This window comes from Robbsia andropogonis, assembly GCF_000970345.1.
Lineage (GTDB): Bacteria > Pseudomonadota > Gammaproteobacteria > Burkholderiales > Burkholderiaceae > Robbsia > Robbsia andropogonis.
Genome location: NZ_LAQU01000018.1, coordinates 75,034 through 89,472, shown reverse-complemented (window position 1 = coordinate 89,472; position 14,439 = coordinate 75,034). Strand labels below are relative to the sequence as shown.

The window sequence follows — 14,439 nt, the reverse complement described above, 5'->3', positions numbered from 1 at the left end:
CCGAGCCGAAAAGTATTTTTATTGTTGAATCTGTGCGTGCTTCATCAGATCGACCACGATCTTGGACGTTGCCTTTTCAATTTCTGCGCGCGTCAATTGGGCACGTAACGGCGCCGCCGTCTCCGCAAAGGTCGGAATCTTGGTTGGGCGCTTTTGATCGACTCGCAAAATCCAATAGGCGTCTCCTACTTGGATCGGCGTGTTGCTCACTGCACCTTGCGGTAACTTCACCAACGCTTCCGCAAGGGGAGTCGGCCAGTTCAACGTCTGCCCTGGCTGAATCGGGGTTTTGAACGAGACCCAGTTCAGCTCGCCGCCTCGCGCCGCGTCGGCCCCTTGGCTGTACTGCACGGCGAGTTTCGCGAAGTCACCACCCTGTTTTAACTGCGCGAGCACCAACTTCGCGGTATCGGCGTCCTTGAGCACGATCGCGCGTGGTTTCCATTCATCTGTGCCGAGGCGCGAGACGATTGCATCGTATTGGGCTTGGAGCGCCGCGTCGGTGATGGGCTGTAGCTTCACCTCGTCACGAAGATAGCTGCCGATCATGGCATTCGTTTGCGCTTGCTCCCGCGCTTCTTCCGCCGCCGCCACCACATCTGCGTGCGTGTCATAATGCGCGCGTTTCGCCGCTTGTCGGAAAAGTTCTCTCGCGATCAATTGGTTTTTGACTTGCGCGCGCGCAGCAGGCGTATCCGTTTCGTGTAGCGCCGCCAAGGTTTGATCGACATCGGCGTTTGTGATCGACACATCGTTGACGCGCGCCACCGTGCCTGGCGGAAGCACGCCACTGGAGGACACACGGTCGGCGTTGTTATCGTTTTTCGATGCGCGCGCTGCCGACGCCGAACCCGTGGCAAACGTGAGCGTCGTCAGGATCGTGGCGACGCCAAGCACCGTCGTTCTATACCTTAAGGAAAAAAATTCATGATGATTCCGTCATGCGTCGGTGTCAGTCCGACCAATTGAGAGTAGCCAGCAGAACGCTGGCTTTTTTACCTAATGCGGCCGGCTGCAAAAGCGCCTGACCTACCAAAACTTCGCTCGTAATGGTCTGCGAATGAAAGCGCCACTGCGCACGCACGCCCATCCCCGCCCCATCAGCGTGGGCCAACCACTTTGCGCGATCAGATGCGCTTTTCCTGCATCCAAGAACAGATAGGGTTGAAACGTTGCACCATGGAACTCCGGTACGTTTTGCCATGCAGTTTCGTTGCGCATCAACACGCCCGAGTCGCCGCTGATGCCGCCCTCGGTAAAACCACGGACCGACTGCATACCACCAAGAAAGATCTGCGCGTTGCCAAACAGCGCAGTCGGACTGTATTGGCCGGAGAGCTGTCCCCGATAGGTCAAGGACGCATTACCGATATGACCCATGGGGATTTGCAACGTCGTGGCCAGATCGAATTTGGTGAATTGACTGTGTGCCTCTTCACGGTCGATATTGCCGGAATCGTGTGTGGCGGATAACCAAGGTACCCCCTCTGAAACGCCAGCATCCCAGGTGGCGGCAGCGCCTTCATTGCGCGCGGTAAAACGGTAGAGGCCGCTTAGGCCCGCGCGTAGAATCGTCAGGTTTTGCGGTGTCAAGGCAGTGCCGTTGACACTGCGCTCCGTGCGCATTTTCGTCAGAGTCACATCAAGGCTGATGCGCCCGCTCCGTGATCGTGTCAACACGTCGTTCCAGCCGAGAATCTGACTGAAGGTCCGTCCTTCCAGCAATGCCACATCGCTGATCAATTGCTGATATTCGGATAGCGACGTTGTATAGCTAAACGTCTGATAGCCAAACGGTAAGGCGGCCGAGAACACCACGGCATTGCTGTCTTGCGTGCCGACATAGTTGAACGACAGTGATTCTTGCCAGCCGATGATATTGTCGGCCTCGACCCCTGCTCGATACCGTAGCGTGCCCGTTTGCGCGCTGCCGTAATTGTCGATGCCAAGGTCGAAAGAGAACGGGCTTCCCACATGATTCTTGATCGCGACAATCGAATCGCCCGGCTGTTGTCCCGGCATGATCTGGATTTCTGCTTGGTTGCGTCGTAGGCGATTGATTTGATCAACGCCTTGCTCCAAATCCGGTAAGCGCAGCAACGCGCCCTCGTGCGCCGCAAAAGCCCATTGCGTTCCGGCATCCGTAAACAAGCCACCACCCGGTAGCGGATAATGCGCCGACGCCATGTGATGCGCGACGATCGGCTCCCCATTGAGCGTGAAATGCGCCAATTTCCCGGCGACGATATTGATCGTCAGCGTTCCCGAAGCAAGATTCTGCGAACCGAGATAAGCCCGAGTCGTAATGAATCCGTGGGCGATAAAAGCCTCTGTGATGCGCCGCAGTAGCAAGTCGATCCGTTGGCGGCCAAGATGCTTGTGTAAAAACGGCGCAACAATTCGATCTCGTTCTTTCGCGGGTAACACAGCATCGCCGGTAAAGACTATGCGATCGATTAGAAACAGCGGCGCGACATCCGGCAAGGTTTCGATGTCCGCATCCACCGGTAAATTCGGCATCGCTACTTGCGGAACGGCGATCTGCGCCGGCTGCTGTTGCAATTCCTCACGACGTTGCCGATCACGCTGCTCTTGAAGGAGTCGCTGGGCCGGATCTTGCTCAACGCGCGGTGCCGTGAAGGTAATTGGATTTCCCGGTGCCGTGGGCGGTGCGGACTGCGCGAAACTGCCCGGCGCATGAAGCACCAAACCAACCACGGCACACGCAAGACGGGCGCGATCTTTCACAGGCCGAACCAGGACACTAAACCAACGTGGTTGTGATTACCGATTGTCATCGGCTGGCGATACGGCAAACGAACGGTGTCAATGCCCCCGGCTGCTATCACACCGCCCGGTGCGCTGTAACTGCCGCCTTCGATCTGGGCAACGCCCGTCAACGTCACCTCACCCGACCCTCCTGTAAAAATGCCGCCGGTGTCGGCCGCGTAAATCGACGACCACGCGTTGCCGAACCATGCCTTAAGATCATTCGTACGGTTAAAGGCACTATAGCCCGTCATCGCTTGCGCAATCGTGCGGGGTGCATCAAGGGACAGCCGGCCATACGCTAAGACCGTCCCACCGGTATTTACAATCTGCTGCCCAGCCTTGAGAGCGATATCATTCGAAGCTTCGATCACGCCACCAAAGGCTTGCACGGTGCTGGATGAGCTGGAATGACAAAAAATGAAGCAACTTTGATGGAACGCCGCTTGTCCCGTCATGACCGCTTGCGTATTCAGGGTCTGCGCGGCCGTCAGCGAGATGCCACCGGCATCGGCTAGGATTGAGCCCCCGTTGTTATTGATGTTAGTCGCGCTCACGACAACATTGCCCGAGGCGGCAGTGATATAGGCCAACTGGGATGCGTCGGCAAGCTGTCCATAGTCGATGTCGACGCCGTTCTTTTATTCTGCAAGAACCAAAAACCGCCGCTCGAAGCGTAATTGATTGGTGTCCCGTTATCGATGCCGGTGCTGTGATCCGTCGTGTTGTCTACGTCCCCGCCGGCAGCTAGCGTCACGCCGGTGTTCGACAAAATTCGCGCGTTCTCATTGGTAATGTTGCCACCGGCCGTAAGTGCGACATCGCCAGCAACACCAAAGAGAATGCCAAGCGTGCTATTCGGTTGCGATCGATTTACGATATTGCCGGAGGCGATCATCGTGACTGCGCCCGCCGAATTGGAATCGGATGAATTGGCGATGCTCCCCTGTATCAGTGCACCCGTATTGTTGATATCCCCGCTACTTTGGATGACCACACCGCTGCTATTGGATGCGATCACGGTCTGGCCATGGCTGCCATTCGATAACACGACGTCGGCGCCTGCCACACCAATACCTGCTGCCGCGGTCATGGTTGCGCCCAGCATCTCGACGGCTCCCGTTGACGAGATCGTAAAGTCGCCGTACGTTGCATTCATCGCACCTGCACTACGAACGCCAGGACCTTTGTCCGTCACGATCAACTTGATGCGCCCACTGCTCAGACTGCCCGCTGCCGTGATATCGATGGCGAATCCGTCACTGGCATTGCGGGTGGAAGACGAAGTTGTCGTGCTCAATGACACCCAATCATTCGCGTTGTCCGTCGGAGATAGGCTGGTATCCAACGTAACGCTGCTGGTTCCGCCAATGATCCGGACGCTGGCAGTGTCAGACGTAAAGGTATTGACGAGCGGCCCATTCACTTCGATCTGCTTGGCGATTAAATCGACGCCGATCAGCGCGCTCGCGAGGCCCAGCGGGCCGACTACGATCGTTCCACTTTGCGTATCCAGCACAATATTGCGCTGAATGACGGAGCCATCGGTGCCGGTGACATCATTGAAACTGACTTGACCCGTCGTTAATGCCACGCGCCCGGTATTGACGAAAGATCCGCCATTGACTGTTATCCCATTGGGATTCGCAAGCACCACATTTGCGCGTGGACCCAATACTGTGACGTCACCCGCGATCAAGCTTGGATTAGTGCTCGTGACTTGATTAACAATAGTTCGTGCATTGATGCCATTGTTATCAAGTGCCACGCCGGCCGCCCCGACGTTAAAGCTTGTGTAATTATTGCGTGATATACCGTAGGTTGCTGGCGCAATACTAACAGTCTGTCTACCGCTGCTGCCTGTACTCACCGATGTCGCAGTTGAGCCGTCGATCACAACCCCCGCACTCGCCGCTGCGAGCGCCATTCGGAATGGTGCGCACAGCAGCGAAAGGCAAATTAGAAAAGCAGCACATGCAGGAAAAAATCCGTTATTTATTAGGTAATGTCTTTTTTTTAGATTGACAGGCAATAGAGATACCCCCCTGAAAACAGGGAGTAAAATAACGTACTTGGACACAGCCTATGCCTGCGGCTTGACGCCTTAGGCCCCCGATTAAGTTTGTCTGTCGGTGCAGTCTTGCTTTCTTGCCGCGCCTGTCACAGACGTAATAATTAGACGGAATTGTAAAGTCGAAAGAAATTTTCTGTAATATCTCATTAGATCAATCAGACGTCTGTTGCGATAATGAGACCTTTTAAGCTCTCGGTACGCTTTTCATGCACACGCGGTTTGGGCTGCCCTCAAGAAACGGATTTTTACGTACGGTAAGCCCCGCGGTTTGCTGATTAGACAGGCCGCCGTGGCCAGAGCCGTCCCTTGGCGACCCGCTTGTTGGCATGCCAGATGTAGTATCCAGCCAGATTGATGTGATTCCAGCCGATCGGCGCCATGTGTGGTGCAGTCCGTCGTCGAGTACCTCGTGCTGTCGCGGAGCGGCGATCGCCCGCTCCAGGTAAAGCGTATTCCACAGCGTGATTACAGCCACCACCACATTCAGACCGCTGGCCCGGTACCGCTGGTTGTCATAGGAACGGTCGCGAATCTCGCCGAGCCAGTAGAAGAACACCGCCCGCGCCACCAAATTGCATGCTTCGCCCTTGTTGAGTCCGGCCGATAGGCGACGCCGCAGCGTGGGATCCTGCAGCCACTCAGCGTGAACAGCATGCATTCGATCGTCGTCTTCTCAAGCCAAATGCGGGACGGCGAATCGTTCAGCAGCATCTTGTCACATGCGCGCCCGGTATCCTGCTGGCAATAACGGTAACTGGCGCGAACCGCCATGACGCGATCGATTTCGCGCTCACGGACGCTATACCTACGCTGCCGGACCTCTGCGAAGCGCGTGGAGATCCGTGTCGAGAAAAGTGAGGATTACGGCAAATCCGCCCTGCTTTGGGAAAGCGAAACCCACGTGACCATGGTGTGCCTTCATCACCGCTTGCACAATCGCAAGCCCCAGGCCGGACCCCGCACGGCGCGACCCGTCAACACGATCGAAGCGTTCGAATGGACGCAGCGCCGCCGCCCAATGCTCGGGAGCAATGCCACGGCCGCTATCAACTACCGTGACCGTTACGGCATCGCCCACAGTGCATACGCTAACGTCAATCGTGTCTCCGTCTCCATGCAGCAGCGCGTTATGCAGTACATTCGAAAGCGCTTCTTGCAGGCTGATCGGGTCGCCAGCTATCCATGCCTGCTGCGAATCACTTTCGAACCCAACCTGGATATCGTGCTCGCTCACAAGGGGAATCGCCCGTCCCAACGCTTCCCGCACGAGCCCCACCAGTTCCACTGGCTGTAGGGGAATAGCCTCGGTGCGGTGAATGACCATCGCATGGTTCAGCAACTGACCGGCAAGCCGGCCGACATCCGCGCACGTCGCCCGCAGCTCGTCAAGACGCTCGGCATATTGCGCGGAACCGGTTTCGTCACTGAGCAACTCGATCTGCGCGTCGAGTCGTGCGAGCGGCGTTCGCATCTGATGAGCAGCGTCGGCGATAAAACGCTGCATGGCAGTCATCCTATCCGCTAGCCGGCCTATCAGACCATTGATCGCACCGATGATCGCATTGATTTCGGTGGGCGTATCATGCTGCACAGGCTGCAGATCGGCAGGATCTCGCGCCGCGATGATCGTTTCAATGCGTGCCAGCGGCACTAAGCCTCGCCGAACAGCGAGACCGCTGGCGCCAATTGCGAGCACACCCATGATGAGGATAAGCGTCCACACCTTGAGGCTCATGTCGTTGGTTAATTGCTGTCGCGCGTGCGTTGTCTGTGCCACTGTCACAAAGGCCCAACCAGGCGTGTGTTGTTCGGGCATATAACGCCCGATGCTGACGGTGCGAACGCGCTGGTGCTGGTACACACCGTTCGCGAACGCTGGTCCCTGTCGCGCGGCGGCACTATTCACTGGAGCAGGGAGATCGCTGTAGCCTGCAACAACGACGCCGCGCGAATCGATTACCTTGTAGTAAACAAGGTCGTAGCGGGAGAGTGATGACAATGCCGCTACTGGAGGACTGAGCGCGAGGACACCGCCTTGCACATAGAGATTCTCGGCCACCTGAATGACAGCACCCGCGAGCAACTGATCGTAGGCCCGCTCGGCAGCCACACCGGCGTAGTAGCGCGCGATTACGGCAAGCGCAGCGGCACCCGAGGCGACAACCAGCGCAATGAAGAGCAGCGTACGACCAAGCAAGGTCTTGCGGAACCAGTCAAAGCGCGGCAATTTTATAACCCATACCTCGCGCCGTGCGAATCTCCACGGAACTACCAATAAGCTTCTTCCGCAAGCGCGTCACGTACTGCTCAACCGCGTTTGCACTCGGCTCGTTGCCAAAACTAAACAACTGGCTCAGTAATTCTTCCTTCGAAAAAACGCGTTGTGAGCGCGTAGCCAAGATTTCCAATAACGCGAACTCACGACGCGAGAGCACAAGGGGTTTCCCATCAAGCTCCGCAAGCCGGCTACTACGATCAATCGCTAATCCACCGAGTCGGACGAAATCGCTTGCCTGACCACTATTGCGGCGCAGCAAGGCCTGCACCCGTGCTTCGAGTTCACGGTAATCAAAAGGCTTGACGAGATAGTCATCTGCGCCAAGACCCAAACCACTCACGCGGTCATCAATCGCGGAGCGTGCCGTCACCAGCAGAACTGGGATCGAGGAGCCTGCCATGCGTAGATTGCGTAGGATCGAAAAGCCGCTCATCGAAGGCAACATCACATCAAGAACAAGCAGATCGAAATGCTCGACATGAAGCAGGCTATTTGCAATCGCACCATCCGCTTCAAGATCCACTGCGTGGCCTAGCTTCGTCAGGCGACTGCGGATTGCGGCGCCAATGTGCACATCGTCCTCTACCACCAGAATACGCATGATGGCGCTCCTGATATTGCGTTCATGTATCCTTCACGGGTTTTCCTGGACAACCGCCCTGAACATTTTATCAGAGTAGTTCGGTAACCTTGTGAACTATGCAATTGAGTACACGACGACCACATGAATATCAAAAAGGTACGACAAAGCAAGGTGCCGCAGGATGACAACGGCATGCATGATCCTTCGGCGCTGTCACGCAAGCGCCGCGCGCTGCTCGTGGGAGGAATGGGGGCGGCGATTGCGTCAGGCTTGGCGATTGCAAGTACGAGAGTGGTGCGCATTTCAAAGGGGTATGGGCTACTGTATCTGCCGCTTCTTGTCATGGAAAAGCAACGGCTGTTCGAACGCCATGCCGCGCTCGCGGGCCTGCGTGGCGTAAGCGTTAATTGGATACTACTTGACGGGGGCAATTCCGTTGACGATGCGATGATGGCTGGAACACTCGATTTCGCTGCTGTAGGGGCTCCGGGTTTCATCGAATTGTGGGCTAGAGCACGCGGCATCCCGAACGTGGAGGTGATTGGTGTCAGTGGCCTTTCATCGACGACTCTGTCACTTAACGTGAACCAACCTCGTATCGTTTCTCTCGGCGACTTCACCTCGTCCGACCGCATCGCGGTGCCCGGCATCCGCACCTCGCTGGCAGCAGTCGTGCTACAAATGATGGCAAGCAAGCTGCTCGGGCGGCACAACTTTGCTCAGCTTGATTCGATTACCGTTAGCCTCTCCCATCCGCAGGCATTGGACGCGCTGATACGGCACGAAAAGGGCATCACAGCACATTTCGCATCGCCGCCATTTTCGACCATTGAATCGCAGCAACCAGGGATCCATCGCGTTGTTGACTCGACCGATATTCTTGGCCCGCTCACGCTCGACGTGGTGTACGCGCCTAAACGACTTGTGGATGTCGAACCAATGCTCGTGCGAGTGTTCCTCGGAGCACTGAGCGAGGCAAATGACCTGATCGCAAGAGATCAGACCTTGGCAGCGTCTATCTACGTCGAAGCATCGGGACTCAATGTTTCGCACAAGGACGTAATGCAGATTCTTTCTGCGCCAGAGACACGTTTTTCCGTCCATCCCTCCCAATTGATGGAATACGTTGATTTTCTATATATGGTCGGAACGATCAAGGCTAAGCCGCGAACGTGGAACGAAATGTTCACGCCTATCCTTAACGATTTCTTTCCATTGAAGGCTACGTAGATTCTCATACCGCTCTACGTAAGGAAGTCAATACTCAAGAAAATCGAAAGACATCGATATCGGCTGCCGCACCACTTCCCGAACGACCTTCATTGCTGCGCTGTTACCTTCATCTCAATGAGAGAACGTGATCAAGTCAATACGCGTGAGGGTCACCTTGAAAACAATCGAACTTGTCAGAATGTAATCAGTGGCCTGGTCCTCATAAGCATTGTTTCCAGCCATGCCATCCACGTGAACGACAACGTGAAAGCCTCTGAGAGCAGCAGCCACCGACGTAAATAAGACACCATTATGCGACGCGACGCCGACGACAATAAGGTTTTTGATACCCTTATCCTTTAGCATGGCTTGTAGACCCGTACTCTTCCCGCCGAGCGTGAATTTATCGACAAAGGCGGTCACGACAGGCTCATTTCCCGCTGGCGCAAGCGCCGGTACATAGTCACTGATCTCGGGATTGGGAAACGTCGCGGGTGATGGGCTTGGAAATAGCGTGTAGACAACGTACACGCTCGCTGCGCGTGCTTCCGACAACAGCTTGTGAATCTTTGGTACAGCCGCAACGCACCGAGGGCGCTTTTCCTCATTGCATGTTTGCTTGACGATGTCGATCAACACGAGCGCAGTCGTTTTAGGGTCGAGCATTACGGGCATAAGCGTGGGCGCTGGCGGTGCCTTCACGCTCTCCCAATCATCAATGATCGTATCAGCACGAGATGGGATGGCGGTCGTGAGCATCGCGGCCACCAAAATCACCGGCATTAAAACGCTCAGACGCCGCACCCTATTTCTCCTTTCATTGGATGTAACCCAGAAGGAACGTGTCTTGTGAAAGTGCTCAGCCGTTCGCCGTTACAATTTCTTTCGAGCCCGAACGCTTCCATGCAAAAAGCGCTCCGATACAAAGCACGGCGAGACAAGAAATCGGGACGATCATCGGCCCAAACGTGGTTCCGGTAAGCCTGCCGGCGAGAGGCATCAAGTTCTGGCTAAAGAAACCACCAAGATTCCCGATCGAATTGATCGCCGCGACACTCGCCGCCGCACGCGCACCGGTGAAATAACGCGGTGGCATCGACCAGAAACACGGATAGATCAATGGGATGCAAGCGCCCCCTAAGGCCAATGCAATGAACTGCATCGGAATAGTGGGAAGAAGTAGACTAAAGAGGAAACCGAGTGAGCCCAATCCGGCAACGATCGCGATCGTCAGCAAGATCGATTTTCCGTCGCGAAGTCGTTTCGGTAAATAAAGTAACAACAACACCGCGATCGCCCAAGGAATCATGTTCAACAGGCCATTCATGGTGCTGGACACACCGAATGACTTTACAAGCGTCGGCAACCAGTACGTGACGCCATAGAGCGATGTCGACATCAGCATATAAGTGCCCGCAAATAGCAACACGCGCGGGTCCAGCAACGCTTTCCACGGATGCATGTGGTCTGCACCCGTGGGCGCTTCACGTTCAAGTGCTGTGGCAACGATACTTCTCTCGCGCTCATTGAGAAACCTTGCCTCGCGGTATGAGGCCGGCAATATCCGAAATACCAAGATACCGACCAGCACTGCCGGCAACCCGGTGGCAATGAATACCCACTGCCAGCCGGCAAGCCCTCCAAGCCCACTCAAGCTCAAAAGCAAGCCGCCCACGAGCGAACCCATCATGTTCGCCAGTGCGCTGCCAAGTGTGAAGATGCCAAGAACCCGCGCACGGTAGCTTTGTGGAAACCAGAGTGTCAGGTAAAAGATAACACCCGGATAGAAACCCGCCTCCGCGACGCCAAGCGCAAAGCGCAGACCGCAAAATAAAGGCATCGAGGTAACAAAGCCCATTGCGACTGTGATAATGCCCCAGGTGAACATGATCCGGGAGAGCCACACACGTGCGCCGAAGCGATGCAGTGCGAGCGTACTGGGTACCTCGAACAATAAATATCCGATAAAAAACAGAGACGAAGCCAGTCCGAATGCGGCTTCGGTCATACCAAGGCTGTGCAACATTTGCAGCTTTGCAAAGCCTACATTCTGCCGGTCGATGAAGGAGATCAGGAACATCACGACGAGGATCGGCATCAGACGGCGCGCGATCTTCGACATCACTTGCTCTTCCCCAGCCTGCGGACCAGACGATATGTCAACGCTCATGCACTTCTTCTCCGTTTTTTCCGTCATGTATCAATAAGGCAATTGCCCAACCCGAGGGACACCTCGAATTCGGACAGGTGAAAAGAATGAATCAATGCAAAATGGGCAAAAAAAGATCGTATTTCACGTGCGCGGCGTGCAGCGATTTTTCCCCGCCATAGACGGGATATCGGCGTACACCACCGAGTGTGCACAACGCAAGCCGCTAGAAACCACGTTTCTGGGACAGTGGCGCAGACCGATGGGAGAAAACAAGCATGCCCTCTGGCACCGTGAATGTTTCATGAAGATACCGTCGCTCGCGACAATAACGCTGTCCCTTGCTTTATGCTGCGTACAGGTTATCGCGTGAATCTGAGAAAATGCTGACAGTGGATCCTATGGAAAACCCTCAATAGGGTGCTTTGCTGCAGCTGTGTACTCGTATGATCAGGCCAACGGGCAGGGTGATACACGATGATGGATGGGATTGCGCCGCCAATCTCTGCAGTCAGTAGGTCATCGCGTCAAGCCCTACCCCGTGCCTCTCGGGAGAAAAAGTGTTGGTCTTGTTCATGTCACGCGTCTTTCAGGAATCCGTGCCAACTCACAACTCTGGGCCATTTCATTGCCGTATAAACCCATACCCAATTTTAGTCGCCCTCCTTCTGCTTAAAGCTTGAGTAAGCGGAGAACCGACACTGTTTCAAACTGGAGTAAGATCAATTCGTTTGCACAGTGAAGTTTTGTGCTCGCGCCCGACGTTAGATCATGTCGTAAGACTCAAGGGAGACGAAGAATCATGCTTCAAGGACGTTGCCACTGTGGTTCGATTCGATTCCACATGCCAGATCGGGCTTTTGCGGCTGCCGTTTGCTACTGCGGTGATTGCAGCAGACACTCTGGCGCTCCCATGCTTGCGTGGGCGATGGTGCCTGAGGACGCTGTATCTATTAGCGGTGAACCAAAGATCTACCATTCTTCAGCGGACGGGCGGCGACATTTCTGTGGATCCTGCGGCACCGGATTGTTTTTCACGAATGCGCTGCTTACGCAGAGGGGCATGATGCAGGTGAGGATTATGGCGCTCGATGAGCCTCAAGCAATAAGCCCAAAGATACAGGTGCAGATGGCGGAACGTGTTGATTGGGTGGCCTCCGTAGCTGCGCTCCCGGGTTTTGAACGCTTTCCTGAATAAGGCCACGGTGTCGTGCGTCTAGCCGGAGGCGTCCAGACGTTACGCAAACCACCCGCTAAACGAAGAAGCATCAGTACAAGCACGCTTAAGGAGACGTGCATGGGCCGCGTCAATACGTCGGCGGTCGATACAGATGGCTGTATCGACCGACAGGCTAGCAGTCCCCCCACCGCGGCACCGCCTAATAAAGCGGTGCCGGCTCGCGCCAATACCATGCCTAGCGTCGTTACTGCCTCCTCGATTACTGGAACACCGCAAAGAACAAACCTCAGGTCAAACAGAAGCAAGGTCGGACCAGGGAACGTACTTGCGCGTTCTCTCCATGGTGCATGAATGCGATCAGTAAGGCGTTAAACCAAATAACGAAAACGATAAATAGCATAATAATATTTAGAATAACATAATAATTTTAAAACCTTTTCAAAACATTGGATGTCGAGCAAACGCCGCGATGCCACTGCGGGAAACAGTACAGCGAAAAAGCGGCGGACGTCGCGGTACGTAAAAACAGAATGCGTCCCAAAGAGGCATGAACGACTATCAGGCTTTGAAAGACTGACTAGCAATCCGACTACTGCCTAAGCAAAATACTTTTTACTAGCAAATAAAAAAATTCTGACCGTAGTAAGGACGACACAAAGGCGCTATGAGCGTGGATATTTTTTCTCGCGTTTGTTAGAGCCTTCTGTTAGATTTCAAAAAATTTCAAATTGTATTGTCAGATTATTTATGTGTTTGGAAACCGTAATTGAAACGACCGTTTTAATTTGGCCTTCCCGCATTTTTAGTTCATCCCTATTGTCCGATCCACCGGATACACAATGCCTCAAATGACATGGATCAGGCTTCCCATCTCTACATGAGCAATAGCATTTATAGGTATCCAGTGACACGGAGGATAAGTAAAAATCACTCAAGAATAGAAATCAAACGATCGTTTGATTTAATCAAATGCTTTTCTGTAGAAGTGTGTATGGCGTTTTCTATAAAACGACTTCGGGATAATCACGTGAATGCGCTAGGCAAAAATATTCATCGAAGTGATCGATCGTATTTTTCCTTTATTTCCAGACATTTATTAACAGTAGTTGATTGCAGTCTTTATTGACTTGATGAGCGACGGGATGGCGCGAAGGTGCACATGCGTATGAATATGATTTACGCGTTTCCGCCGCTCCACTTGTTTAAGCACCATTCTTTGATCACGTTGGCAGAAGAGAAGAGGCGGGATACACGACTATGAAGATTTTGAGTAAAAAACACGCAGTGGCACTGACCATTGCCGCGGCCGCCGGCGCGTGGAGTACAAACAGCTTCGCCTGTTCGGACACACCGGTTTTGGGAAGCATTTGCATTATGGCCACGCCGGTGAGCTTCGGATCGTTTAACCGCACTTATACGCTTGCCGCTGGTCAACAGCTCTTAATCAACCAGAATGCGGCGCTGTATGCATTGATCGGCATTACGTACGGTGGAAATTCGACGAGTTTCAATCTGCCGGATCTGCGCGGGCGTGTCATCGTCGGTGCTGATGGCACAACAACCTACTCCGCTGGTAAAACGGGGGGCCAGGCCAGCGTCACATTGACGACGGCACAACTTCCCGCCCATTTTTTCTCCTTTAGCGCGCCCATCCCTGTCAACAATCTGACAGCAGAAACGAAGCTGAGCGGATTGACCGGGACGGTAGACCTGTCTAATGTCAAAAGCACCGGGAAAGCCAACGCATTGGTCATGAATGTGGTGAGTACGGGAGCCGGCGTGATTTCACCGTCGGGTAGTTATCTCGGGAAAGTCAGTACCGCTTTGACGGCACCCTATTCAACAGGAACACCCGACGCCAAGCTTGCTGCCGGTGCGATCGGAGGAGATCTGGCCGTGAGCGTGGCAAACGGTACCACGGCGCCGGTGACAATGAGCGCAACCGCAACCACGACCATCAGCGGGACAGCAACGGTATCAGGTGTGAGCAATGTGGTAGGCGGCGGTCAAGCCGTGCCGACCATGCCGCCCTACCTCGTGCTCTCTTACTACATCGCCACCAACGGTCTTTATCCATCAAGGGATGACTAATGCGGCATCCGGATACCGTCACTTATTGATGCACGTCGCCGCTTCCGCCTAGTGCCTGACCGGAAGCGGCGCACAGTGTCGGGACGATATCCAATTGTCTATT

The 14,439-nt window shown here is 54.5% G+C and carries 8 protein-coding genes and 3 pseudogenes; 3 read left to right on the top strand and 8 right to left on the bottom strand.

All coding sequences use genetic code 11. The features are described 5' to 3' along the window. Positions 1-18: 18 nt before the first annotated feature. The 6 genes and pseudogenes from WM40_RS16755 to WM40_RS16730 all read right to left on the bottom strand — a co-directional run bounded on the left by WM40_RS16755 (position 19) and on the right by WM40_RS16730 (position 7,722). Positions 19-897 carry a peptidylprolyl isomerase gene (locus WM40_RS16755; RefSeq protein ID WP_046153427.1) on the bottom strand — a complete coding sequence of 293 codons (879 nt, stop codon included), beginning with the start codon at positions 895-897 and terminating at the stop codon, positions 19-21. A 55-nt stretch (positions 898-952) separates the two neighbouring features. Beyond that, positions 953-2,718, bottom strand: a pseudogene (locus WM40_RS16750) (ShlB/FhaC/HecB family hemolysin secretion/activation protein). Positions 2,719-2,744: 26 nt separating this feature from the next. After that, positions 2,745-4,696 (bottom strand): annotated as a pseudogene (locus WM40_RS16745) (two-partner secretion domain-containing protein). A 422-nt stretch (positions 4,697-5,118) separates the two neighbouring features. Beyond that, a pseudogene (locus tag WM40_RS16740) lies at positions 5,119-5,483 on the bottom strand (Tn3 family transposase); the annotation flags it as partial. Between the two features lie 165 nt (positions 5,484-5,648). Further along, the gene (locus WM40_RS16735; protein ID WP_046153425.1) at positions 5,649-7,070 is read right to left on the bottom strand and encodes a sensor histidine kinase N-terminal domain-containing protein; all 1,422 of its coding nucleotides are present in this window, start codon (positions 7,068-7,070) and stop codon (positions 5,649-5,651) included. Continuing rightward, entirely contained in the window at positions 7,057-7,722 is a 666-nt protein-coding gene (locus tag WM40_RS16730) for a response regulator transcription factor (protein ID WP_046153424.1), read from the bottom strand. Before WM40_RS16730 ends, WM40_RS16735 begins: the two co-directional genes overlap by 14 nt. A gap of 174 nt (positions 7,723-7,896) precedes the next feature. Between WM40_RS16730 and WM40_RS16725 the strand changes: the two genes are divergently transcribed. Next, positions 7,897-8,934, top strand: coding sequence for an ABC transporter substrate-binding protein (locus WM40_RS16725; protein WP_046153447.1), 1,038 nt, complete (start codon positions 7,897-7,899; stop codon positions 8,932-8,934). A 114-nt stretch (positions 8,935-9,048) separates the two neighbouring features. Here the strand turns inward: WM40_RS16725 and WM40_RS16720 are convergent, their stop codons facing one another. Together WM40_RS16720 and WM40_RS16715 are read right to left on the bottom strand one after the other, a co-directional pair. Continuing rightward, complete coding sequence (locus tag WM40_RS16720) at positions 9,049-9,699, bottom strand: cysteine hydrolase family protein (protein WP_046153423.1); 651 nt, start codon at positions 9,697-9,699, stop codon at positions 9,049-9,051. Between the two features lie 76 nt (positions 9,700-9,775). Further along, positions 9,776-11,086, bottom strand: a complete 1,311-nt coding sequence (locus tag WM40_RS16715; RefSeq protein WP_046153446.1) for an MFS transporter — start codon at positions 11,084-11,086, stop codon at positions 9,776-9,778. Between the two features lie 781 nt (positions 11,087-11,867). On the opposite strand from WM40_RS16715, the gene WM40_RS32535 reads away from it, so the two are divergent. Both WM40_RS32535 and WM40_RS16700 read left to right on the top strand, forming a co-directional pair. Next, the gene (locus WM40_RS32535) at positions 11,868-12,263 is read left to right on the top strand and encodes a GFA family protein (protein WP_046153421.1); all 396 of its coding nucleotides are present in this window, start codon (positions 11,868-11,870) and stop codon (positions 12,261-12,263) included. Positions 12,264-13,502: 1,239 nt separating this feature from the next. After that, a complete protein-coding gene (locus WM40_RS16700; RefSeq protein WP_096349190.1) occupies positions 13,503-14,336 on the top strand; it encodes a phage tail protein in 834 nt (277 codons plus the stop codon). The last annotated feature ends 103 nt before the right edge of the window (positions 14,337-14,439 follow it).